Source organism: Nocardia sp. NPDC005745 (assembly GCF_040630775.1).
Classification (GTDB): domain Bacteria; phylum Actinomycetota; class Actinomycetes; order Mycobacteriales; family Mycobacteriaceae; genus Nocardia.
Genome location: NZ_JBEXYF010000007.1, coordinates 163,894 through 185,569 on the forward strand (window position 1 = coordinate 163,894; position 21,676 = coordinate 185,569).

Annotated in this window: 24 protein-coding genes; 14 read left to right on the forward strand and 10 right to left on the reverse strand. The window is 67.7% G+C overall.

The window, feature by feature from the left end; translation table 11 throughout:
- Positions 1-12: 12 nt before the first annotated feature.
- From ABZ420_RS10215 to ABZ420_RS10230, 4 genes are read left to right on the forward strand one after another with little or no spacing between them, the layout of a single operon-like run.
- Positions 13-1,044, forward strand: coding sequence for a thiolase domain-containing protein (locus ABZ420_RS10215; protein WP_062968722.1), 1,032 nt, complete (start codon positions 13-15; stop codon positions 1,042-1,044).
- The gene (locus ABZ420_RS10220) at positions 1,041-2,207 is read left to right on the forward strand and encodes a thiolase domain-containing protein (protein WP_062968724.1); all 1,167 of its coding nucleotides are present in this window, start codon (positions 1,041-1,043) and stop codon (positions 2,205-2,207) included. Before ABZ420_RS10215 ends, ABZ420_RS10220 begins: the two co-directional genes overlap by 4 nt.
- A gap of 5 nt (positions 2,208-2,212) precedes the next feature.
- Positions 2,213-3,097 carry a TIGR03619 family F420-dependent LLM class oxidoreductase gene (locus ABZ420_RS10225; protein WP_357119988.1) on the forward strand — a complete coding sequence of 295 codons (885 nt, stop codon included), beginning with the start codon at positions 2,213-2,215 and terminating at the stop codon, positions 3,095-3,097.
- 25 nt (positions 3,098-3,122) lie between these two features.
- Positions 3,123-3,542, forward strand: a complete 420-nt coding sequence (locus ABZ420_RS10230) for a nuclear transport factor 2 family protein (RefSeq protein WP_357119757.1) — start codon at positions 3,123-3,125, stop codon at positions 3,540-3,542.
- A gap of 54 nt (positions 3,543-3,596) precedes the next feature.
- Here ABZ420_RS10230 and ABZ420_RS10235 read toward each other — a convergent pair whose 3' ends face one another.
- Positions 3,597-4,898: a cytochrome P450 gene (locus tag ABZ420_RS10235; protein ID WP_357119760.1), complete on the reverse strand. Its 1,302-nt coding sequence runs from the start codon at positions 4,896-4,898 to the stop codon at positions 3,597-3,599.
- Positions 4,899-5,000: 102 nt separating this feature from the next.
- Between ABZ420_RS10235 and ABZ420_RS10240 the strand changes: the two genes are divergently transcribed.
- On the forward strand, positions 5,001-6,164 hold the full coding sequence (locus tag ABZ420_RS10240) for a steroid 3-ketoacyl-CoA thiolase (protein WP_357119763.1): 1,164 nt from the start codon (positions 5,001-5,003) through the stop codon (positions 6,162-6,164).
- Between the two features lie 359 nt (positions 6,165-6,523).
- Positions 6,524-6,940 (forward strand): helix-turn-helix domain-containing protein, encoded by a 417-nt coding sequence (locus tag ABZ420_RS10245; RefSeq protein WP_011207048.1) that lies wholly within the window; start codon positions 6,524-6,526, stop codon positions 6,938-6,940.
- A 292-nt stretch (positions 6,941-7,232) separates the two neighbouring features.
- Here the strand turns inward: ABZ420_RS10245 and ABZ420_RS10250 are convergent, their stop codons facing one another.
- From ABZ420_RS10250 to ABZ420_RS10270, 5 genes are all read right to left on the reverse strand, one after another.
- Positions 7,233-8,243, reverse strand: a complete 1,011-nt coding sequence (locus ABZ420_RS10250) for a hypothetical protein (protein ID WP_357119766.1) — start codon at positions 8,241-8,243, stop codon at positions 7,233-7,235.
- Positions 8,240-8,755: an ImmA/IrrE family metallo-endopeptidase gene (locus ABZ420_RS10255; RefSeq protein ID WP_357119768.1), complete on the reverse strand. Its 516-nt coding sequence runs from the start codon at positions 8,753-8,755 to the stop codon at positions 8,240-8,242. Before ABZ420_RS10255 ends, ABZ420_RS10250 begins: the two co-directional genes overlap by 4 nt.
- Before the next feature lie 9 nt (positions 8,756-8,764).
- Complete coding sequence (locus tag ABZ420_RS10260; RefSeq protein WP_357119771.1) at positions 8,765-9,985, reverse strand: hypothetical protein; 1,221 nt, start codon at positions 9,983-9,985, stop codon at positions 8,765-8,767.
- A gap of 133 nt (positions 9,986-10,118) precedes the next feature.
- Positions 10,119-11,030 carry an SDR family oxidoreductase gene (locus ABZ420_RS10265; RefSeq protein WP_357119774.1) on the reverse strand — a complete coding sequence of 304 codons (912 nt, stop codon included), beginning with the start codon at positions 11,028-11,030 and terminating at the stop codon, positions 10,119-10,121.
- Positions 11,031-11,269: 239 nt separating this feature from the next.
- Positions 11,270-12,052, reverse strand: coding sequence for an SDR family oxidoreductase (locus tag ABZ420_RS10270; protein WP_357119777.1), 783 nt, complete (start codon positions 12,050-12,052; stop codon positions 11,270-11,272).
- Positions 12,053-12,114: 62 nt separating this feature from the next.
- Between ABZ420_RS10270 and ABZ420_RS10275 the strand changes: the two genes are divergently transcribed.
- The 5 genes from ABZ420_RS10275 to ABZ420_RS10295 all read left to right on the forward strand — a co-directional run bounded on the left by ABZ420_RS10275 (position 12,115) and on the right by ABZ420_RS10295 (position 16,472).
- Positions 12,115-12,879: an enoyl-CoA hydratase family protein gene (locus ABZ420_RS10275; RefSeq protein WP_039794869.1), complete on the forward strand. Its 765-nt coding sequence runs from the start codon at positions 12,115-12,117 to the stop codon at positions 12,877-12,879.
- 12 nt (positions 12,880-12,891) lie between these two features.
- Entirely contained in the window at positions 12,892-13,767 is an 876-nt protein-coding gene (locus ABZ420_RS10280) for a CoA-transferase (protein ID WP_357119780.1), read from the forward strand.
- Positions 13,767-14,525 (forward strand): CoA-transferase, encoded by a 759-nt coding sequence (locus tag ABZ420_RS10285; protein WP_357119783.1) that lies wholly within the window; start codon positions 13,767-13,769, stop codon positions 14,523-14,525. The genes ABZ420_RS10280 and ABZ420_RS10285 overlap by 1 nt, the downstream gene beginning before the upstream one ends.
- Entirely contained in the window at positions 14,522-15,616 is a 1,095-nt protein-coding gene (locus tag ABZ420_RS10290; protein WP_357119786.1) for a nitronate monooxygenase, read from the forward strand. Before ABZ420_RS10285 ends, ABZ420_RS10290 begins: the two co-directional genes overlap by 4 nt.
- A 391-nt stretch (positions 15,617-16,007) precedes the next feature.
- Positions 16,008-16,472, forward strand: coding sequence for a YbhB/YbcL family Raf kinase inhibitor-like protein (locus ABZ420_RS10295; protein ID WP_357119789.1), 465 nt, complete (start codon positions 16,008-16,010; stop codon positions 16,470-16,472).
- A 453-nt stretch (positions 16,473-16,925) separates the two neighbouring features.
- Here the strand turns inward: ABZ420_RS10295 and ABZ420_RS10300 are convergent, their stop codons facing one another.
- The 4 genes from ABZ420_RS10300 to ABZ420_RS10315 all read right to left on the reverse strand — a co-directional run bounded on the left by ABZ420_RS10300 (position 16,926) and on the right by ABZ420_RS10315 (position 19,459).
- Positions 16,926-17,744 (reverse strand): alpha/beta hydrolase, encoded by an 819-nt coding sequence (locus ABZ420_RS10300; protein ID WP_357119792.1) that lies wholly within the window; start codon positions 17,742-17,744, stop codon positions 16,926-16,928.
- 390 nt (positions 17,745-18,134) lie between these two features.
- Positions 18,135-18,326 carry a DUF397 domain-containing protein gene (locus ABZ420_RS10305; protein ID WP_357119991.1) on the reverse strand — a complete coding sequence of 64 codons (192 nt, stop codon included), beginning with the start codon at positions 18,324-18,326 and terminating at the stop codon, positions 18,135-18,137.
- Positions 18,327-18,374: 48 nt separating this feature from the next.
- A complete protein-coding gene (locus tag ABZ420_RS10310; protein WP_357119795.1) occupies positions 18,375-18,581 on the reverse strand; it encodes a DUF397 domain-containing protein in 207 nt (68 codons plus the stop codon).
- Positions 18,578-19,459, reverse strand: a complete 882-nt coding sequence (locus tag ABZ420_RS10315; RefSeq protein ID WP_357119798.1) for a helix-turn-helix transcriptional regulator — start codon at positions 19,457-19,459, stop codon at positions 18,578-18,580. Before ABZ420_RS10315 ends, ABZ420_RS10310 begins: the two co-directional genes overlap by 4 nt.
- Positions 19,460-19,714: 255 nt before the next feature.
- On the opposite strand from ABZ420_RS10315, the gene ABZ420_RS10320 reads away from it, so the two are divergent.
- The 3 genes from ABZ420_RS10320 (at position 19,715) to ABZ420_RS10330 (ending at position 21,670) form a co-directional block, all read left to right on the forward strand.
- The gene (locus tag ABZ420_RS10320; protein ID WP_357119801.1) at positions 19,715-20,236 is read left to right on the forward strand and encodes a DNA-directed RNA polymerase subunit beta; all 522 of its coding nucleotides are present in this window, start codon (positions 19,715-19,717) and stop codon (positions 20,234-20,236) included.
- Between the two features lie 139 nt (positions 20,237-20,375).
- Complete coding sequence (locus ABZ420_RS10325; protein ID WP_245676341.1) at positions 20,376-20,726, forward strand: DUF4254 domain-containing protein; 351 nt, start codon at positions 20,376-20,378, stop codon at positions 20,724-20,726.
- A gap of 332 nt (positions 20,727-21,058) precedes the next feature.
- Positions 21,059-21,670, forward strand: coding sequence for a DUF3558 domain-containing protein (locus tag ABZ420_RS10330; RefSeq protein WP_357119805.1), 612 nt, complete (start codon positions 21,059-21,061; stop codon positions 21,668-21,670).
- Positions 21,671-21,676 lie beyond the last annotated feature (6 nt).

The following is a 21,676-nucleotide window of genomic DNA, read 5'->3' on the forward strand; positions in this document are numbered from 1 at the left end:
GAGAGGCGCACGTTGACTGACAACGCCACCGACATCGCGGTCGTGGGTTTCGCCCACGCGCCGCACGTGCCGGAGACCTTCGGCACCACCAACGGTGTCGAGATGCTGGTGCCCTGCTTCCAGCAGCTCTACGACCGGCTCGGCATCACCAAGTCCGATATCGACTTCTGGTGCTCGGGCTCGTCCGATTACCTTGCCGGACGGGCCTTCTCGTTCATCTCCGCGATCGACGCCATCGGCGCGGTGCCGCCGATCAACGAATCGCACGTGGAGATGGACGCGGCCTGGGCGCTGTACGAGGCGTGGGTGAAACTGCGCTCGGGACAGGCGAAGACAGCGCTGGTGTACGGCTTCGGCAAGTCCTCCGCGGGCACGCTGCGCCAGGTGCTCACCATGCAGCTGGACCCGTACGTCGTCGCGCCGCTGTGGCCGGACGCATGGTCCATCGCGGGCCTGCAAGCGCGCGCCGGCCTTGACGCGGGACGCTGGACCGAACGGGACATGGCGGCCGTGGCCGCCGGGGCGTCCGGTGACGCGGACAGCCTGCTCGACCAGCCCTATGTCGCCGATCCGCTGCGCGCGCACGACATCGCGCCGATCACCGACGGCGCGGCCGCGATCGTGCTCGCCGTCGGCGACCGCGCTCGCGAACTGTGCGAGCGCCCCGCGTGGATCACCGGCATGGCGCATCGAATCGATACTCCCGTGCTCGGTGCGCGCGACCTCACCGTCTCGCCGTCGACGGCGGCCGCGGCCAAGGCGGTCACCGGCGGTGACGTCAGCGATTTCGACATCGCCGAGTTGCACGCGCCGTTCAGTCATCAGCAGCTGATCCTCGCCGAGGCGATCGGGCTGAAGAACGGCACGAAGGTGAATCCGTCCGGCGGCGCGCTCGCGGCCCACCCGATGTTCGCCGCGGGCCTGGAGCGCATCGGCTTCGCGGCCGAGGCGATCATCGCGGGCTCGGCGAATCGCGCGTTGGCCCATGCCACCAGCGGCCCCGCGCTTCAGCAGAACCTTGTGACCGTCTTGGAGACCCGATGACCTTGCCAACGGCGGTGCTCGGCACCGGACAAACCCATCACGTGACGAAACGGACCGACGTGTCCATGGCGGGGATGTGCCGCGAGGCCATCGATCGTGCGCTCGCCGACGCCGGTCTCACCATCGCCGATATCGACGCGGTCGTGGTCGGCAAGGCGCCGGACGGCTTCGAGGGCGTCATGATGCCCGAGCTGTTCATGGCGGACGCGCTCGGCGCCACCGGAAAGCCGCTGCTGCGGGTGCACACCGCCGGTTCGGTGGGCGGCTCCACCGGCATCGTCGCGACCAATCTGGTGCAGGCGGGCGTGCACAAGCGCGTACTCGCGGTGGCGTGGGAGAAGCAGTCGGAGTCGAACGCCATGTGGGCGTTGTCGATTCCGGTCCCGTTCACCATGCCGGTCGGCGCGGGTGCGGGCGGGTATTTCGCTCCGCACGTGCGCTCCTACATCCGGCGCTCCAACGCACCGGGCCATATCGGCGCCATGGTCGCGGCGAAGGATCGCCGCAACGGCGCCAAGAATCCGCTCGCGCATCTGAAGCAGCCCGACATCACGATGGAATCGGTGCTCGCCTCGCAGATGCTGTGGGATCCGATCCGCTTCGACGAGACCTGCCCCTCCTCCGACGGCGCGTGCGCGATCGTGCTCGGTGACGCGGAGGCCGCCGAAGCGGTCGAGGCCACCGGCCGCAAGGTCGCCTGGGTGCACGCCACCGCGATGCGCACCGAGCCGACCACCTTCGCCGGGCGCGACCAGGTCAATCCCCAGGCGGGCCGGGACGCGGCCGCCGCGCTGTGGGAGACGGCGGGTATCACCAACCCGCTCGAAGAGATCGACGTGGCCGAGATCTACGTCCCGTTCTCCTGGTTCGAGCCGATGTGGCTGGAGAACCTCGGCTTCGCGCCGCAGGGCGACGGGTGGAAGCTCACCGACAAGGGCGAGACCGAGATCGGCGGCGCTCTTCCGGTCAATCCGTCCGGCGGCGTGCTCTCGTCCAACCCGATCGGCGCCTCCGGGCTGATCCGGTTCGCCGAGGCCGCCAAGCAGGTCATGCAGCGGGCCGGGGACTATCAGGTCGAGGGCGCGCGTAAAGCGCTCGGCCACGCCTACGGCGGCGGGTCGCAGTACTTCTCGATGTGGGTGGTCGGATCGGAGCGGCGGTGACGCCCCTGAAGTTCACCGTCGGCATCGCGCTGAGTCCACTGGACCAGCTGACCGAACTCGCGAAAACCGCAGAAGAGTGCGGGTTCTCGTCGATCGCGCTGCCGGACTCGCTGTTCTACATGAAGTCGGCGGCGGCGAAGTACCCCTACACCGCCGACGGCAGCAGATTCTGGGGCCCGGACACGCCGTGGGTCGACCCGCTCATCGGCGCGACCGCCATGGCGGCCGTCACCAGCCGTATCCGCTTCTACACGAACGTGCTCAAGCTGGGTTCCCGCAATCCGCTGCTGCTGGCCCGGCAGGTCGGCTCGGTGGCCAACCTGTCGGGTAACCGCTTCGGCTTCGGAGTCGGAATCGGCTGGGCACCAGAGGAATTCGAGTGGTGCGGGGTGCCCTTCGCGCGGCGCGGCGCCCGGGTGGACGAGATGATCGAGGTCATCAAACTGGTACTGGCCGGTGGCATGGCCGAGTTCCACGGCGAGTTCTTCGACTTCGATCCGTTGCAGATCAGCCCGGCGCCGAGCGAGCCGGTGCCGTTCTACATCGGCGGGCACACCGACGCGGCACTGCGGCGCGCTGCGCGGGTGGGCGACGGCTGGACCTCGGCGATGATGACCTACGAGGAGCTGCGCGGCACCATCGGCAAGCTCGACGCGCTGCGCGTCGAGTTCGGCCGATCCGGCGAGCCGTTCGAGATCCAGGCGGTGTGCGTCGACCGGTTCGGCCGCTCCGGCTATCAGGACCTGGCCGACGCGGGCGTCACCGACGCGATCGTGGTGCCCTGGCTGGCCGACGGCATCGGATTCGACGGTGAACTGTCCGCCAAGCAGGACTCGCTGCGCAAATTCGCCGAACAGTACATCGCCGAACCCGTCCTCACCGAACGATGACGACCCGCTGGCCGAGGGAGGCCGTATGACCACCGCAACCGAGCATCCGGCCAGGGCTGCCGGCCTGGCCTCACAGGCCGCCGTGCGAGCGCGGGACAAGCAGGCCTGGGTCGCGCTGTTCGCCGCCGACGGCATCGTGGAGGACCCGATCGGCCCGTCCGGCTTCGATCCGGAGGGCAGGGGCCACCGCGGCACCGACGCCATCGCCGCGTTCTGGGATATGGCGATCGCGAAGACCGAGCTGATCGAGTTCCTGTTCGGCGACTCGTTCGCCTGCGGCAACGAAGTCGCCTTCACCGGCACCATCCGCAGCACCATCGGCGGTCACCTGATCGACGCCGACGGCGTATTCACCTACCGTGTCGACGACGACGGCAAGATCACCGCGCTGCGCGCGTTCTGGGAGGTCGATCGCGCCATGAAGACCGCGCGTCCGGTCGGCTGAGGTCATACGAAAGGGCCCTCGCACCGTGCTGGTGCGAGGGTCCTTTCGCGTGTCTCAGTGCGCGACCGGGCAGGTCTTGTAGTCGACCGGGAACTCCTTGATCCCGTTCAGCCAGCCCGAACGCAGCCGCTTCCCGTCGGCGACCTTGCTGATGTCGGGCAGGTGATCGGCGATGGCGTTGAAGATCAGATCGATCTCCAGCCGGGCGAGGTTCGCCCCGATGCAGAAGTGCGCGCCGGTGCCGCCGAAGGCGAGGTGCGGGTTGTCCGTGCGCATGATGTCGAACTTCTCCGGGTGGTCGAAGACGTCCTCGTCGAAGTTGGCCGAGCGGTAGAGCATGACCACCCGCTGGCCCTTCTTGATCTGCACGCCGCCGAGTTCGGTGTCCTCCAGCGCGGTCCGCTGGAACGAGGTGACCGGCGTGGCCCACCGGATGATCTCGTCTGCGGCCGTGGCCGGGCGCTCCTTCTTGAACAGCTCCCACTGGTCCGGGTTCTCCAGGAACGCCATCATGCCGTGCGAGATGGCGTTGCGGGTGGTCTCGTTGCCCGCGACCGCGAGCATGATCACGAAGAAGCCGAATTCCTCCTCGCTGAGCTTGTCACCGTCGACATCGGCCTCGATCAGCGTGGTGACGAGGTCGTCGGCCGGGCACTGCTTGCGGGAGGCCGCCATCTGGTAGGCGTAACCCAGGATCTCGGCGGACGCCGCGACCGGGTCGGCGGTGCTCTCCGGGTCGTCGTAGCCGGTCATGTCGTTCGACCAGGTGAAGACCTTCATCCGGTCTTCCTGCGGGACGCCGATCAACTCGGCGATGGCCTGCAGCGGCAGTTCGCACGCGATCTGGGTGACGAAGTCACCGGAGCCCGCCTCGGCCGCCGCCTTCACGATGGATTCCGCGCGAGCCGACAGCTCCGCGCGCAGGCCGTTGATGGCGCGCGGGGTGAAGCCGCGCGAGATGATCTTGCGCAGCTTGGTGTGCTCGGGCGCGTCCATGTTCAACAGGACGATCCGCTGCAGTTCGATCTGCTCCCGGGCGATGTCGTCGTTGAACCGCGGGATCGCGGTGTTCTCGTAGCTGGAGAACACATCGCTGCGCCGCGAGACCTCCTTGACGTCGGCGTGCTTGCTCACCACCCAGAAGCCCTCGTCGTGGAAGCCGCTGACGTCCGGCGACTGCGGGTTCCACCAGATCGGCGCCGTCCGGCGCAGCTCGGCGAACTCTTGGACCGGAACACGCTCGGCGTAGATGTCCGGGTCCGTGACGTCGAACCCGTCCGGGAGATTCGGCCGGGCGTTCCGAGTGTCTACCACCAGATGTCTCCTTCGACAAACTGAAACACGTTCTATAATCATTGAAGCACAGGCGCGAGAATGAGGAAAGAAACCGGACAGATCCGCCCCTGGCAAGTGCTATGAACGCGTTTCAGTTTTCTGTCCCATAAAGAGAGGTTGGACATGGGCACACCCGTGATCGTCGAGGCCGCACGCACCCCGATCGGCAAGCGCGGCGGCTGGCTGTCAGGGCTGCACGCGGCCGAACTGCTGGGCGCGGCCCAGCGTGGGCTGCTCGAGCGCGCACATCTGGACCCGGCACTGGTCGAACAGGTCATCGGCGGCTGCGTCACCCAGGCCGGCGAGCAGTCCAACAACGTCACCCGGGTCGCCTGGCTGCACGCGGGCCTGCCGTGGCAGGTCGGCGCCACCACGATCGACACCCAGTGCGGATCGGCCCAGCAGGCCAACCATCTGATCGCGGGCCTGATCGCGGCCGACGCCATCGAGATCGGCATGGCCTGCGGCGTGGAGGCGATGAGCCGGGTTCCGCTGGGCGCCAACGTCGGCGAGAACGCCGGGCCGCGCAGGCCCGCGTCGTGGAACATCGACCTGCCCAATCAGTTCGAGGCAGCCGAACGAATCGCCAAGCGGCGCGGTATCACTCGCGCGGATGTGGACGCGTTCGGCGCGCGCTCGCAGCGCCTGGCCCGGCAGGCATGGGCGGAAGGCCGGTTCGATCGCGAGGTGCTCACCGTCACCGCGCCCGCCGTCGACAAGGAAGGCAATCCCACCGGCGAAAAGCTCGACGTGTCGCGAGATCAGGGCCTGCGCGAGACCACCGTCGAGGGCCTGGCGAAGCTGAAGCCGGTGCTGGAGGGCGGCGTGCACACCGCCGGATCGTCCTCGCAGATCTCCGACGGCGCCGCCGCCGTGCTGCTGATGGACGAAAAGGCCGCGCAGCGAGCCGGATTGCGGCCGCGAGCGCGGATCGTCACCCAAGCGGTGGTCGGCGCGGAGCCGGAGTTCCACCTCGACGGCCCGGTCCAGGCGTGCAGCAGGCTGCTGGAGCGGTCCGGCATGAATATCGGCGACATCGACCTTTTCGAGATCAATGAAGCGTTCGCGTCGGTCGCACTTTCGTGGGCCTCTGTACACCAGCCCGACATGGACCGGGTTAATGTCAACGGCGGTGCCATCGCCCTCGGACATCCGGTGGGCTCCACCGGATCGCGTCTCATCACAACGGCTTTGCACGAACTGGAGCGCTCCGATCGCAGTACCGCAATGGTTCTCATGTGTGCCGGTGGCGCACTCGCGACAGGAACGATCATCGAACGTTTGTGACTTCAACCATTTCGCGTGCGTTGGTTGAACGTTCATCCCCCACGGGCGCAAACGTGTCGTACGCCACACAAACCCATGTACCGCCCAGTTCATGAGATGTCAGCTATCTTGCGGCTATCAAGACCCCCTCTCCCGAGACCGCAGCGACGGGCCAGAACCGGTTCGTACCGCGGGTTCTCGAGAGGCCTTGGGGTGACCCGCAAACCCGACCGTCCCAGCCCCTTCGCCGCCATCCGACCTAGAAGCTTCAAGGAAATCCGGAATCAGGCGTAGGTTTTCAGTTACTGAGCCGCTAATATCAATGATACGTATCCGAGATAACGACTGTTAGTACAGCGAAGGGAATTGGGCGGCTCACAATGGCTGATTTCGCGGCGCGGCTGAACAAGCTGTTCGAAACCGTGCATCCCCCGGGGCGTAAGCCGCACACCAACGCGGAGGTGGCGGCGGCGCTGACGGCCTCCGGACATCCGATCTCGAAACCGTACCTGTCGCAGTTGCGGTCGGGACAACGGACGAACCCGTCGGATGAGACGGTGGCCGCCCTGGCGAAGTTCTTCAAAGTCAAGCCGGACTACTTCTTCAACGACATCTATGCCGCCAAGATCGATCACGATCTGGAGCTGCTGTCCCAGCTGCAGGGCTATGGACTGCGACGGCTGTCGAGTAGAGCGTTCGACTTGTCCGAAGAATCACAGAATCTGCTCACGTCTATGGCGGAGAAGTTGCGGGCAAGCGAGGGCTTGCCCGAAATTCCTCCGGACGGCACCGAATAGGTTCTCTTGCACGGCAGCACAGTGCGACCCTCAGGGTCGCACTGTGCTGTGTTATGCGCGCGTAAAGCGGGCACAGCACACAACCGGCGCGCGTCCGTGCCCCGAGAAATTGGGGCACGGACGCGCGTCGGTTAGTGCTGCGGTTCGGATCGGGCGTCGGATAAGTACATTCGGGGGTGGTTCGTCGGCCGCGCTTCGCCCTGAAGGAGATTTCCGATCCAACCGGTCTGTCCGAATAGTCCGATCGGTCGCGCTCATTTGCGTCAGATTGATCGGATTCGCGTGAAGTCGATCAATTTCGCGCGGGTGCGGATGCGCTCACCCGATAGGCCCGTGCTACGGCCTGGACCCAGCCGCGGGGACTAATGCCTTCGGGCGGAGCAATCCACCGTGCGTCTACAAGGGTCTCCCCCGCCGGGTCGTGCGCCCACCGCGCGACCCGGGCGGCCCGGTCCGCCACCGAGGCAGGCGGCGACGCCAGTTCCGCCAGCACGAGACCGCCGCCGGACTGTAGGTACAACGCGTCGATGATCTGCGCCACCTGGTCGGAAGCTTTGAGCTGCGTGGAGAATCCGCTCTGTTCGTGGGCGACCACCTCGGGGAAGCGTCCGACCATGGTCCGGTGCAGCGCGCGGATCCTGCGCAGCAGCACCCGCGCGCGTACCCAGAGTTCCACCACGATCCACACCGCGCCGAGCGCGATGAGCAGGCTCGCGAGGCCCCAGAGCGGCCATGCCCAGGCGGGAGTACCGGGCGCGGCCGGGGGTGCGTGCTGGAACGCGCGCAGGACCCGACCTGCCGCGAGCAGCGCGACCACCGCCGTGCCCGCGGTGTAGAGCGCGATACCGCGACCCAGCGCGGTCCAGTCCAGAGTGCGCAGACCGGTGACGACGACGAACACGCTCCCCGCGGCCACCGCCGACCACCCGAAGGTGTAAGACCAGGTCAGCGTGACCATCACCGCGGAAAGGCCGACGCCGTAGACGACCAGGGCGACCTTCCGCAGGTTGCGCCGCGACACCACCGGCCAGGCGGCCGAGGCGACCATCGAGGTGGCCGTGGTGAAGGCGATCCAGCTCGCGGTGACGACGCCGTCCGACAGTCGGCCCGCGGGCACGCCGCCCGGGGCGAGATTGTCCAGCGCGACAGCGATCTCGGGCACCGCGACGGTCGCGGCGAGCGCGACAGCGGCGACCGCGACGACGATGGCCACCCGGGCCGTGGTCGCGGGCTTGACCAGAACGCGACCCACCCGAGCGCCGGCGGCCATCCAGACCAGCAGAGCCGTCGACCACAGGGTCATCCGAGCGCCTCGTCGAATCGGAGAACCGAGACGCCCGCGCCCCGGCTGTTGAACACGCGCAATCGGGTCATCAGCATGGCGGCGAACGTCTCGGCCTCCCATTCGGCGAGTTCGTCGGCGCCGTCGTCGACGATCCGCTGATGCGCGCGCTCGCTGAGCATGTAGGCGATCAGGTCGTCGCCGGCCTCCAGCGTCACTTCCGGCGCGGGCGCGCCTTCATGGTCGAAGACGATGTGACCAAGTTCGTGCGCGAGGGTGTGCTCGCGGCTCGGCAGTGTCTCGGCGAGCACGATCACGTCGCGGTCCGGATAGAGACGGCGCTGCCCGCAGACGCCGGGACCCAATCGAGCACTGGCGATTTCGATCTCACGACGCCGCTCGCCCGCGATCGCGTGAACGACTTCGTCGAGGGTGGTCGCGTCGAAGTCGGCCGCCACCGCGCACACCGCGTCGACGGCGGCGGCGACTCGGCGGTAGGACCGCAGGTCACCCCGTATGCGGCTCACGCTCATGGGCTGCCCTCACGGCCTCGGGAAGAACTGGGCACGGGCGGCGTCGATCCTGGCCTGCGCGGCCGCCGCGCTCTGGAAACTGATCACGCCGGAGCCCGCTCCCGCGAGGCCGAGCGCGATCAGGCCGCCGATCACCGGCAGCAGTTTCGTCGCGGGAAGGGCGTCGGTGGAGCCGGTCGGGAGGACCGCCGGAGTCGCGGGCTGCTGCGCCTGCGGAGGCGCGGCGAGATCGAGCGCCGGGGCGGCGAGATCGGGTGGCCGCGCGGCGAGCGGCGGAAGTGTTGACACGCCAATCGGAATCGGCGAAGTCCCCGGTGTCACCGAGGCGGGCGCCGGAGGAACGGTCACCGGCGGCAGAGCGGGGGCGGGCGGAGCGGTCGCCTGCGGGAGCGGAATCAACAACAGCAGTAGGGGACTCGCGGATCCGACGGCAGCCGAACCCAACGCGGCGGAACCCGTTGCGGCCGAACCGGTCGCGGCGGAACCGACACCTGCGGATCCGAGCCCTGCCGAGCCGACCGCGGCGGAACCGGTGCCGCCGAGGACGGCGGAACCCGTACCCAACGCGGCGGAACCCGTACCCAACACAGCCGAACCGGTACCACCCACAACCGCCGAGCCCGCACCCAACGCGGCAGAACCTGTACCCAACACAGCCGAACCGGTACCACCCACAACCGCCGAGCCCGCACCCAATGCGGCGGAGCCCGTACCGCCCAGCAAGACAGAACCGGCACCCAGTGCGGCGGAGCCCGTCGCCAGTGCGGCCGAACCGGTACCGAGGACCGATGAGCCGGAACCGGCCGCAGCGGAACCGAGAGCCGCCGACCCGGTGCCGAGCACTACGCCGAGACCGGCCGAACCGGAACCCAGGGCGAGCGCGAGACCGGCGGAACCAGAACCCAGCACCACCCCCAGACCGGCCGAGCCGGAACCCAGCACCACACCCAACCCGGCGGAACCGGCGGCGACACCAGCCGCCGCCGAACCCGCTGTGGCCGAACCGATTTCAGCGGTCGGCTGGGCGGGAGCCGCGCTGATCTCCGCCTCCTGCCCGGGCACGGTCAGCGAATACCAGGGACCACCGCTGTCATAGGGCGGCGGGGCGGGGTCCGCGACGCACGAGGCGCAGGAAGGCTGCGCGGCGGCGACGGCCGGGCTGCCGAGCAGCGCGCAACCCGCGACGGCGCAGGCTGCTGCCAGCGCACGGAATGCGCGACCTCCTGCCATGCGCCGAGCCTTCCCCTCATCAGTCGAAGCGCAGTTCTGTGCCCGGTCGCCACTCTCACACGGGACTTTCCGAACGGATGGGTGCCCATATTAGACCCCGTTCCGCGAACGCGCCTCGGAAGGGCAAAGCCGATCAGGCCCCGTACACCGGCTCCGGCGGAGTCGCTTTGATGATCAGATCGGCCACGACGGGGCCGAGTTCGGCAGGATCCCAGCGCGCGCCGCGGTCCACGGCCACCCCGTGCCGCCAGCCGTCGGCCAGCGCCACCTTGCCGCCCTCGACCTCGAAGACCCGTCCCGTCACCGCCGCCGACTGGGTGCTGCCCAGCCACACCACCAGCGGAGACACGTTCTCCGGCGCCATCGCGTCGAAGCCGTCCTCCGGTCTGGCCATCATGTCCGCGAAAACCGTCTCGGTCATCCTGGTGCGCGCGGACGGGGCGATGGCGTTCACCGTCACGCCATAGCGCGCGAATTCGGCCGCCGCGGTCAGCGTCAGGCCCGCGATGCCCGCCTTGGCGGCGCCGTAATTGCTCTGCCCGACACTGCCTTGCAGGCCCGCTCCGGAGCTGGTGTTGATGATCCGGCCCTCGACCGGACGGCCCGCCTTGGCCTCCGCGCGCCAGTACTCGATCGCGTGCCGCATGGTAGCGAAATGCCCCTTCAAGTGCACGCGGACCACCGCGTCCCACTCGTCCTCGCTCAGGTTGACCAACATCCGGTCGCGCACGAAACCGGCGTTGTTGACCAGCACATCCAGCCTGCCGAAGGTGTCGACGGCCTGGCGGACGAGATTGCGGGCGCCTTCCCAGTCGGCGACGTCGTCTCCGTTGGCCACGGCCTGGCCGCCGAGCGCCTCGATCTCCGCGACCACCTGAGCGGCGGGTGTTTCCGCGGTGGCCGCACCGTCCAGCGTCGAACCGATGTCGTTGACCACCACGCGGGCGCCCGCCGCGGCGAAGGCGAGGGCGTGCGCCCGGCCGATGCCCCGGCCCGCGCCGGTGACGATGACGACGCGCCCCGCGCAGATCTGCTCGGTGTCCATACTGTGTCCCTTTCCGATGTGAGCGGGGCTCCTCGTGGTCAGCTCCGCTGCCGATGGGCCTGACCGCTCATGCTGCTTCCGATTTCGGCATGAGCGGGGCCCTCCGTGGTTACGCTCCGCTCCCGGCTCCCGGCCCGGCCGCTCGCGCTCGGTGACCCTTTCCGCTATGAGCGGGGCTCTCCATCGTCCCGCTCCGCTGCCGCGACCGACCGCTCATGACTGCTCCCCCTCCGGTGTGTTCAGGACTGCTGGTCGGCGGTGGAGGCGGCGAGGAAGGCGGGCCGCTCACCCCCGCCGTGCACCAGCAGAGTCGCGCCGCTGACGTAGGCGGCCAGCGGCGAGGCCAGGAACACCGCGCAGCGGCCGACGTCGTCGGGGCGGGCCATGCGGCCCAGCGGGATGGTTCGGCCCACCGCGTCGACGCCGTCCTGATCGCCGTAGTGCAGCTGACTCAGTTCGGTGTTCACCGGGCCCACCACCAGCGAGTTCACCCGTACTTTCGGGGCCCACTCGACGGCGAGCGAGCCGGTGAGGCTGTCCATGCCCGCCTTGGCCGCGCCGTAGGCCGCGGTGCCCGGCGACGGACGGTGCCCGCTGACGCTCGACACGTTCACGATCGAGCCGCCCTCGTCCTGCCGCTGCATCACCGCGTTGGCGGCCTGCGCCATCAGCAGCGGAGCGATCAGGTTCAGCTCGACGATCTTGGTGTGGAAGTTCTTGCTCGCGTCGGCGGCGAGCGCGAAGGGAGCGCCACCCGCGTTGTTGACCAGATGGTCGAGGCGGCCGTGGCGCTCGACGATCCCCTCGACCAGCGCGCGCACCGCGTCCGCGTCCCGCACATCGCAAGGCATGTACTCGATCGCACGCCCGTCGACTTCGACGGGCGCGTCCGCCGGTCGCCGCGCACACGCCACGACGGTCGCGCCCGCGGCCAGGAACGCCTTGCTCACGCCCGCGCCGACGCCGCGCACGCCGCCGGTCACCAGAACGACGCGCTCGGCCAGATCGATTTCGAGTGCCACCGTGCTAACCTACCAAGCAACTGCTTGCTTTGCCAATGCGTTCACACACGACGGGAAGTGCCATGGGGATCAACCGCCACTCCGAATCGACCGGCATCAGCGTGGTCACGGTGGACTATCCGCCGGTCAACGCCATCCCTACCGACGGCTGGTTCGCCATCGCCGACGAAGTGCGCGCGGCGGGGCGGGATCCGGACACCAAGGTGGTGGTGCTGCGCGCGGAGAACCGCGGGTTCAACGCGGGCGTGGACATCAAGGAGATCCAGAGCAAGCCGGGCCACCAGGCGCTGATCGACGCCAATCACGGCTGCTTCGAGGCGTTCGCCGCGGTGTACGAGTGCCAGGTGCCGGTGATCGCGGTGGTCCAGGGCTTCTGCCTCGGCGGCGGCATCGGACTGGTGGGCAACGCGGATGTGGTGATCGCCTCCGACGACGCCACCTTCGGGCTGCCCGAGGTCGACCGCGGCGCCCTCGGCGCGGCGACCCACCTCGCACGGCTGGTACCCCAGCACCTGATGCGGGCGCTGTTCTATACCGCGAGCACCATCACCGCACAGCAGTTGCACCACTACGGCTCGGTCTACCAGGTGGTGCCGCGCGCCGAACTCGACGCCGCCGCCTTGGAGCTGGCCAAGAACATCGCGGCCAAGGACGGCCGGGTGATCCGGGCGGCAAAGCGGGCCCTGAACGGCATCGACGTGCAGGACGTGCACCGCAGTTACCGATACGAGCAGGGATTCACCTTCGAACTCAACCTCGCCGGCGTCGCCGACGAGATCCGCGCCCGGTTCGACGACGATCTCGCGGCGCGCAAGAGCGGGCAGTAGAGAGGAATTTCCATGCGAGACAAGCGGATGTCGCTCGACGAGGTCGTCGGCGAGCTGCGCAGCGGGATGACCATCGGCATCGGCGGCTGGGGGTCACGGCGCAAGCCGATGGCGCTGGTGCGAGCCATCCTGCGTTCGGACATCACGGATCTGACCGTGGTCGGCTATGGCGGGCCCGACCTCGGGCTGCTGTGCTCGGCGGGGAAGGTTCGCAAGGCGTACTACGGCTTCGTGTCGCTGGATTCGCCGCCGTTCTACGACCCGTGGTTCGCCAAGGCGCGCACCTCCGGCGCGTTGACCGCCCGCGAGATGGACGAGGGCATGCTCAAGTGCGGGCTGGAGGCGGCCGCGGCGCGACTGCCGTTCCTGCCGATCCGCGCCGGACTCGGCTCCGATGTGCCGAACTTCTGGGAGGGCGAGCTGAAGACGGTCGAATCGCCCTACCCCGTCGACGGCGCGCCCGAGACTCTGATCGCCATGCCCGCGCTGAATCTCGATGCCGCGCTGGTGCACCTGAACCTGGGCGACGCGCACGGCAACGCCGCCTACACCGGCGTCGACCCGTATTTCGACGACCTGTTCTGCCTGGCCGCGCAGCGCCGCTACGTCTCGGTCGAGCGCGTGGTGGAGACCGATGAGCTGGTGAAAACCGTTCCGCTGCAAGCGCTGCTGCTCAACCGCATGATGGTGGACGGCGTTGTCGAGGCGCCGGGTGGCGCGCACTTCACCCTGGCCGGAGACGACTACGGCCGGGACGAGAAGTTCCAGAAGCACTATGTCGAATCCGCGAAGACGCCGGAGGCGTGGCAGCGGTTCGTCGACACCTACCTGGCCGGCTCCGAGGAGCAGTACCAGGCCGCCGTCCGCCGATTCGCCGAGGAGGCGTGATGACCAGCACCGAAACCGTCACCCGCGCCGAGATCTGCGCCGTCGCCTGCGCCGAGATCTTCAGCGGCGCAGGGGAGATCATGGCCAGCCCGATGTCGCCGATGTCGATCATCGGCGCGCGCCTGGCCAAACTCACCACCGAACCGGATCTGCTGCTGTCCGACGGCGAGGCGCTGCTGTTCGCCGACACGCCCCCGCTGGGTGGAAAGGCACCGATCGAAGGCTGGATTCCGTTCCGTAGGGTCTTCGACGTGGTGGCCTCCGGCCGGCGGCACGTGGTGATGGGCGCCAACCAGATCGACCGGTTCGGCAACCAGAACCTTTCGGCGTTCGGCTCGCTCCAGCAGCCGACCCGGCAGATGTTCGGTGTGCGCGGCGCGCCGGGCAACACGATCAACCACGCCACCAGCTACTGGGTCGCGCGGCACACGAATCGCGTCTTCACAGACAGTGTCGACATCGTCTCCGGTGTGGGCTACGACAAGGTCGACGCCGCCAACCCGGCGTACCGCTTCCACCACCTGCACCGCGTGGTGACCAATCTGGGCGTCTTCGATTTCGAGGGCCCCGGCCACACCATGCGCGCCCGCAGCCTGCATCCCGGCGTCACCGCCGACGAGGTCGCCGAGAACACCTCGTTCGAGATCGCCGGTCTCGCCGAGGCGGGCGAGACCAGGCAGCCCAGCGCCGAGGAGCTGCGGCTGATCCGGGAGGTGCTCGACCCCGAGAAGATTCGCGAAACCGAGGTCCCGTCATGAGCCCGCGCCTGCGCACCGCGCTGACCGATCTGGTCGGCATCGAACACCCGATCGTGCAGACCGGCATGGGCTGGGTCGCGGGCCCGAGCCTGGTGTCGGCCACCGCCGAAGCGGGCGGGCTCGGCATCCTCGCCTCCGCCACCATGACCTTCGCCGAGCTCGAGGCGGCCATCGCGAAGACCAAATCGCACACCGCGAAGCCGTTCGGCGTGAATATCCGCGCCGACGCGGCGGACGCGCCCGAGCGGATCGATCTGCTGATCCGGGAGAAGGTGGCGGTCGCGTCATTCGCGCTCGCGCCCAAGCAGGATCTGATCGCGAAGTTGAAAGACGCGGGCGTGGTGGTCATCCCGTCCATCGGCGCGGCCAAGCACGCGGTCAAAGTGGCGTCCTGGGGCGCGGACGCGGTGATCGTGCAGGGTGGAGAGGGCGGCGGGCACACCGGCCCGGTCGCCACCACCCTGCTGCTGCCCTCCGTGCTGGACGCGGTGGACATCCCCGTCGTCGCGGCGGGCGGGTTCTTCGACGGGCGCGGCCTGGCCGCCGCCCTGGCCTACGGCGCGGCGGGTGTCGCGATGGGCACCCGGTTCCTGCTCACCCAGGAGAGCACCGTTCCCGACGCGGTCAAGCAGGAGTACCTGCGGCGACAGCTCCAGGACACGGTGGTGTCACTCAAGGTCGACGGCATGCCGCACCGCGTGCTGAACACCGAATTGGTGCAGCGGCTGGAGCATTCGGGCCGCTGGCGCGGGCTCACCGCCGCCGTGGGCAACGCGGCCCGGTTCAAGAGCATGACCGGCATGAAGTGGTCGACCATGATTCGCGACGGCCTGGCCATGCGAAAGACCAAAGACCTCAGCTGGTCCCAGGTCGTGATGGCCGCGAACACGCCGATGCTGTTGCGCGCCGGATTGGTCGAGGGCAATACCCAGGCGGGCGTGCTCGCCGCGGGTCAGGTGACCGGGATCATCGACGACCTGCCGACGTGCAAGGAGTTGATCGACAGGATCGTCACCGACGCGGTGGGGCGGATCGAGACGATCGCGGCGCTCGCCGGAACGAAACATGCGGCGGCGACGGGGTCGGACTGATGAACGGCGGCCGCGATGGCGGCCGCCGTCATCTGCTATCCGCCTGACGACTCATCTCGAACCGACCGGAAACAACGGCGCGTGCCTCGACCTTGCGAACGGCAGCCACCCGGGCGATTCATGCTCACGCGGAACGAGTACTGAGTTCGAGCAGGGCGATCGATCCGGCGCGAGAGCATGGAAGACGGCCTCGCCGGAAGTCCGCCCGCCGGTAACGGCGTGTTTGCGGCCGAGCCTGGTCGGTCGGGCCTCGTCGGCTTACGCTGGACTGACAACGACATACCGGGTTCGCCTGGTATCCGCCGCCGTAGCGCGCCGGACTCGTCCACACGGACCGGGACAGGCGAATCGCAGGACTCGACTCCCATCCTCGACCCGAGCGGAGGCCGCGATGCCCGCGAAGACCGAGATCTCGGTGCGTAGTACCGCTTTCAACCACGGCGATCCGATCCCGGCGGTCTACACCTGCGAGGGCAGAAACGAATCGCCCCCGCTGGCCTGGACAGCTCCCCAGCAGGCCGCCGGTCTCGCCCTCATCGTGGACGATCCCGACGCCCCCAGCGGCCTGTTCACCCACTGGGTGGTCAGCAATATCCCACCGGCCACCACGTCCACAGAAGAGGGGCAGACGCCCGCGGGCGGGGTGGTCAGCTTGAACAGCGCCGACCGAGCCGAATACTTCGGCCCGTGCCCACCCGCGGGAACCGGCACCCACCACTACCGCTTCATCGTGTACGCCCTCTCCCACCCCGTACGGGTCGACTCCCAGACCGCACCGGCCGACGCCAGATCCGCCATCGTCGACGCCAGCATGGGAGACGGCCGACTCATCGGCACCTACACCGTCGACGGGTAGCAGCCCACATCCCGGTTCCGACACCCATTGGCCGTCGAACCCTTGACACGGAGCGCTTTCGAAGAACAGTCGAATGTTACGAATATTTCCGGATACGTAGAACTTCGAATTCGGCGTCATCGAGGTCCCCGCGTTTCTCGAGCAAGGGGTCGAATCTGCCCAGGATGTATGCACGGTCGGTGTCGAGGGCGGGGTGGTACCAGGTTTCGGTTTCGTTGAAATCACCCCGCGCCTCGAACAGGTCACCGTGTCGATGGAGCGGCCTCCGGTGAGCAGGTCGGGCCACTCGACCGGGATGGCAACGAGGCCGCCGCTACAGCAGGCGGCGATCCCGCGGTTCGTCTGCATCCGGCTCGCGTGACGCCTGTCGAAATTGTCGATCGGCGGATGGATGGTGGCGGGCTGCGGCTCGACGCCGCCGCCCGGCCGGATCGTACGCTCGGCAGTCATGGCTCAATGGACCTGCTGAATGTGGGCGGCCGCGGTCTCCCGTACGGCTTCGGCGACGGCTCGGAAGTCCTTGCGCAGAATGTGCGAGTGGTTGCTCGCGACCTTCGCACTCACCTTCACGTTCGGGTTGTGCGCGAGCACCGGATCGAGTGAGGCCCGCACCTGTTCCATCTCCCCGTCCTCGCTCCCGAGGCTGTTGCCCGTGGCCAGGACGAAGCGCACCGGGCAGGTCAGGCGCTCGAGAACCGGCACGCTGGCGGCGGCGACCTCGTTGGCATCGATGCCGACCTCGGCGTGCTGGGCCGCGGTCATCCGCGCGGCCAAGCCGAACGGGCGCGCCAGCGGCAGCACGAACCGCATCTTGTGGAAGAGCTTCCGGATCCGTTCCCGGCCCTCCTCGCCGGTCAAGCCGTATGGCGCGGAGTCCACGGTCACCACACCCAGGATGCGATCCGGGTTCCGGTCGGCCCAGTGCCACGCGAGGATTCCGCCGTAGGACCAGCCCACGAGCAGCGGCCGGTCCACGCCCCGCGCCGCGAGCACGGCATCGACATCCCGCAGGGACGCCTCGAAGGAGTAATCCGCCGACCGCTTCGACTTGCCGCGAGCCCGCTCGTCGAAGGTGATGTGCCGGTAGCCGCTGCCGAGTTCGGCGATCACGGGCCGCCAGGGCTGCTGGCTGGCGTAGGCGCCGTTCAGGTAGACGATGGGACGGCCGGGGCCGCCGGTGTCGGTCACGGCAAGGGCCGTGTCGTCCACCGGCACCCTGCCGGTCCAGGTCGAGTCGTTCGCTGTGCTGCTGATGTTCGCTGCGCTGTTCATGTGAGTACTGTCGCCAGACCGGCTGATACCGGACTGATACTGACCTGACACGGCCACTGACATGATGTTCGTCCTGGTCGCAGGGACAAAGTGGGCATCGGAACGCACTGCCCATGCGAGCGCGAAGATCCGTGCACCCGCCGCCGGAACGCGCGGAAGGACTCGGTACTTCGCCGCGAACGGCCTCAAACGGCAGACGTCGACGGATCACATTCCCGAGGGGACGAGGGGCCTACATGCGCGACCCCAACGGACACCGCTAGGAGTCGTCAACTGCCGTGCCGTGAGCCGCGCTACCGCGCCCGCAGAAGCCGATGCCCCAGAACCGCCCGGATTCTGAGGCATCGCTCCGCTGACCGAAGTCCGTCCAGGTCTATCCGTTCAAGCTTGCTATGAAGCGAACTCCCCAGACCGGACCGCCGCAGTGAAGGCATCCCAATCGTTGGTCCCGAAGACGAGCGCGGGTCCGGTCGGATTCTTGGAGTCCCGCACGCCAATCTGGTGTCTAACCAGGAAAGCGACTTCGACGCAATCAGAATGGGTGCCGCTGTGGCTGCTCTTGAACCACCGGGCCTCGACCATCTCCGCTTTCACACTCGACCCCTTCGTTCACTGACAGGAAAGTGACGCCTAGCGCCGGCCAGTCTCACCAGAGACGAAGCTCTCGGTGAACGTGTCCCATGCGCGAGGCGGGAACACAAGCGCCGGGCCGGCTGTGTTCTTCGAATCCCGCACCCCGACGAGACCGTCTGCGAGGAAGGCGACCTCGACACAATCCGCTTGAGTCGCACTGTGGCTGCTCTTGAACCAATCGGCCTTGGATAGGTCAGCAGTCATGCCTGTAACTCCTTCGCCACCTGCCGGAGCAGGCTTCTACTAGAAGCCTCGTCCAACGAGGCCCGCCGGAGACAATCGTGCACTCGATCGTACCGCCGGATGTCTTCTGGCTTTTCGAGATACATGCAACCGGTGAAGGTCTCCAAGTACACAACCGGAGGTTCCACCGACCTGCCATCTGAAGCGTCCCCGAACTCGAGGATCGCGTATTGCCCTACGGGATGACCTACCGGTGCACCCGCGCCGAACGGCAGCACTCGTATGGTCACGTTCAGCATCTTTCCGATCTCGGCCAGGTAATGAAGCTGCGCCGCCATGACACGGTGGTCCCCGACGGTGCTTCGAAGAGCGCACTCATGCAGCAGGACCTCCAGCACGATCGGCCGCCGTTTCCTTGTGACGATCGTCTGGCGTTTCATCCGCAGTTCCACGCGCCGCCTCAGTTCGGCGCGGCTTTCTTCTGGCGTACCAGCCTGGATCAGCGCTGCGGCGTAATCAGCTGTCTGAAGCAGACCCGGCACTAGGGAGGGCTGGTAGGTGGTCAACTTCTGTGCTGCCGTCTCGAGTCCGACATATACATCAAAGGTTGCGGGAATCAGATTGCCGTATTCGTGCCACCAGTTCGGCTCCGCACTCTGCCGCAATAGTCCGATCATCGCTGCGGCCATCTCTTCGGACAGGCCGAGCACTTCGCAAATCGCATGCAAGTCACGCACTTTCATCCGCGTCGGTTGGCCGGTTTCGAGTCGTTGCAGCCCTGACGAACTCAGATCTGTCAGATCCGCCATTCGTTCGAGCGACATGTCCAGCTCCGTCCGCGCCTCCCGCAGATAACGCCCCAACTGGCGCCTCGGCAGGGTCGAGCCGGTATCGGTCACAGTGGTCCCCTTCCTCATGCGAATTCGACCCGTACCGGGTGACGACTACGACCCGGCACGGGATTTGCTCTGGACCTTCGGCCGAGTTCGGCTGGGAAACCCAGACTTCGAACTCCGCGCAGGTCAAAGGTGTTTTGCTGACTTCGCGCCCAGTAGGGGGCCACCCCGATCTCCCACCACGCCCCCGCCCCTGGGTTCTGCCGACTTCCAGGGCTGGGCGCACCCTAGCTCACCGACTCGCGCAGAGGTCTGGAAATGAACCAATCGGAGTTCGGGGACACGCCTGTGTCCCGCTGCCGGTATTACCGGCAGGTGTGCGGCCTGCCCGCGATCGTCGACCCACCCGAGTTGGGCCGCATCGTGATTCGGGCCGGAATCGTCTGGGCGCTGATGACGCCCGCCCACCTGGGGCAACTCGTGAAGATCGACTTACAGCGCCGTGGGCACGATATCGGCCCGATCATGTCCCATCCGCGTTCCCAACGGTGGAGTTACTTGGTGCGTCCCGATCTGCCGAACGACGACAGCCTGTTCGCGGAAATGTTCCGCCTCGACGTCTCGATAGTGCGTGCGGGCGGTGAGATCGCGCTCCCTTCCCCCACCGACCGATGTGCCTTGTTCCGCCATTGGATCGAACCTCCGCGCTCCGCGTACCGTCCGTCCGGCCAGTTGGTCCTGGCGTCGATCCGGCGGCTGGCACTCGGAGCGTCCACTCGACACCCGCGAAACCGGCACACGGTGGCGAACGGCGAATCCGGAAAGGGTTTGAGCGCGTGACCTTCTCGCTTCGCCATATCGCCCATCCGCGGATGGACCGGCCCTCCCCCGGCGGCGCGCGATGACACCGGAACCTCTACCCCCCAAACACCGCCTGTTGGCCGCCTGTCGCGGCGACGCTCGAGACGACCATCCCCTCTTGACCGCAGCTCGAGACCTCACCGCACTACACGAAAGCCGCCTCTCCGCCGGACTGGCGCAAGCCGAGTCGATCGATCAATGCCGCGCCCGACTGGTCCGCGACATCGACCGCTGGGTCACTGCCCAGCTACGACCCTCTCTCGGCGCGGCCCGCGTCCACACCGAGACGGTCGGCTCGGTGGTAGACCGCCTCGCCGAGTACACCGCACTCGCTTACGCGGCGTTGGCAAGCAGCTCGAATTGGGTCCTCGGCGACGCATGGGAACGCCTGGCCGAACTGGCGGTCGGCTACGAAGACTTGAAGGACGAAGTGGGGACGGGACAACGCCGCCTGCCGGGCGGGCCGTAGCACGGTACGGCTCCCAGCTGGTCGGCCGAGCCCGGACACAAACCACCGAACTCACGCGGAGTCGTATCGGGGAACTCGCCTATCGCGCAGGTTGGAGCTGATGCCGCCTGCTGCGATACCCGCATCGGAGACGGTTGCCCGGCCAAGTCGTAGACCGCGCTGAGGGCATGAGTCTCTCACCGTTCCACGCGATCGCGGCTGGTGAGGTGCGTTGCACAACTTCACAATTGCGATGGCGTGAATCAGCACCGACCTGGTTGCACCCGTGGGGACCGGCCAGTAGCGTCGATCCCAGCTTGCAGGGGGCGGATAAGCCGGTCCGGCCCCCGTCGATGCGTTACGGCACCGGCGGTGAGGAACCGATGACGAGCTGGGGGAAGTTTCTGCGTGGTGCCGCGCTCGCGCTCGGTGCCACTCTTGTTGCCGTGGGATGCAATGACGCCACGGACATACCCACGCCAACGGCAACCACCCCCGTGGCCGCCGCCTCGACGTCGACGTCGAAGACCGGTGACCCCGACGCGGCTCTGTGGGATCCGTGCACGTTGCCTGAATCAGCCATTTCCGGCACCGGTCTCAATCAAGCGACCAGAGAGAAAGATGTCGCCGGAGTGGACTTCACCGGGTGGAAGGTTTGTGGCTGGCAGGCAGCAGCACGCTGGTATGACCTCGGCGTACTGTCCGGAGCCTTCGCTCTGGACGAAGTTCGCCAACGCCAGGACAAGGAATCGTTCACGCCCTTGACGGTGGGCTCGCACCGCGCCCTGCAATACCTGGACGTCGGTGACAGCAAGCGACTCAAATGCAGTGTCGCGGTCGAAAATGCGCACGGAACAGTCATTTTCAAGGTTACGACGCGCTATTCGATCGGAAAGCAAGGCGAGCCTTGCCAGGAGGCTGGTCGTCACGCCGACGACCTGGTGCGGTACCTGCCCGCGAACTGAGGAGGG

What these genes read in the sequence shown, in the direction of transcription:
- ABZ420_RS10220 (WP_062968724.1), top strand. Translation starts at nt 1,041, where the DNA reads ATGACCTTGCCAACGGCGGTGCTCGGCACCGGACAAACCCATCACGTG.
- ABZ420_RS10230 (WP_357119757.1), top strand. Translation starts at nt 3,123, where the DNA reads ATGACCACCGCAACCGAGCATCCGGCCAGGGCTGCCGGCCTGGCCTCA.
- ABZ420_RS10235 (WP_357119760.1), bottom strand. Translation starts at nt 4,898, where the DNA reads ATGATTATAGAACGTGTTTCAGTTTGTCGAAGGAGACATCTGGTGGTA.
- ABZ420_RS10240 (WP_357119763.1), top strand. Translation starts at nt 5,001, where the DNA reads ATGGGCACACCCGTGATCGTCGAGGCCGCACGCACCCCGATCGGCAAG.
- ABZ420_RS10245 (WP_011207048.1), top strand. Translation starts at nt 6,524, where the DNA reads ATGGCTGATTTCGCGGCGCGGCTGAACAAGCTGTTCGAAACCGTGCAT.
- ABZ420_RS10250 (WP_357119766.1), bottom strand. Translation starts at nt 8,243, where the DNA reads ATGACCCTGTGGTCGACGGCTCTGCTGGTCTGGATGGCCGCCGGCGCT.
- ABZ420_RS10255 (WP_357119768.1), bottom strand. Translation starts at nt 8,755, where the DNA reads ATGAGCGTGAGCCGCATACGGGGTGACCTGCGGTCCTACCGCCGAGTC.
- ABZ420_RS10260 (WP_357119771.1), bottom strand. Translation starts at nt 9,985, where the DNA reads ATGGCAGGAGGTCGCGCATTCCGTGCGCTGGCAGCAGCCTGCGCCGTC.
- ABZ420_RS10265 (WP_357119774.1), bottom strand. Translation starts at nt 11,030, where the DNA reads ATGGACACCGAGCAGATCTGCGCGGGGCGCGTCGTCATCGTCACCGGC.
- ABZ420_RS10275 (WP_039794869.1), top strand. Translation starts at nt 12,115, where the DNA reads ATGGGGATCAACCGCCACTCCGAATCGACCGGCATCAGCGTGGTCACG.
- ABZ420_RS10280 (WP_357119780.1), top strand. Translation starts at nt 12,892, where the DNA reads ATGCGAGACAAGCGGATGTCGCTCGACGAGGTCGTCGGCGAGCTGCGC.
- ABZ420_RS10285 (WP_357119783.1), top strand. Translation starts at nt 13,767, where the DNA reads ATGACCAGCACCGAAACCGTCACCCGCGCCGAGATCTGCGCCGTCGCC.
- ABZ420_RS10290 (WP_357119786.1), top strand. Translation starts at nt 14,522, where the DNA reads ATGAGCCCGCGCCTGCGCACCGCGCTGACCGATCTGGTCGGCATCGAA.
- ABZ420_RS10295 (WP_357119789.1), top strand. Translation starts at nt 16,008, where the DNA reads ATGCCCGCGAAGACCGAGATCTCGGTGCGTAGTACCGCTTTCAACCAC.
- ABZ420_RS10300 (WP_357119792.1), bottom strand. Translation starts at nt 17,744, where the DNA reads ATGAACAGCGCAGCGAACATCAGCAGCACAGCGAACGACTCGACCTGG.
- ABZ420_RS10305 (WP_357119991.1), bottom strand. Translation starts at nt 18,326, where the DNA reads ATGGTCGAGGCCCGGTGGTTCAAGAGCAGCCACAGCGGCACCCATTCT.
- ABZ420_RS10310 (WP_357119795.1), bottom strand. Translation starts at nt 18,581, where the DNA reads ATGACTGCTGACCTATCCAAGGCCGATTGGTTCAAGAGCAGCCACAGT.
- ABZ420_RS10320 (WP_357119801.1), top strand. Translation starts at nt 19,715, where the DNA reads ATGAACCAATCGGAGTTCGGGGACACGCCTGTGTCCCGCTGCCGGTAT.
- ABZ420_RS10330 (WP_357119805.1), top strand. Translation starts at nt 21,059, where the DNA reads ATGCGTTACGGCACCGGCGGTGAGGAACCGATGACGAGCTGGGGGAAG.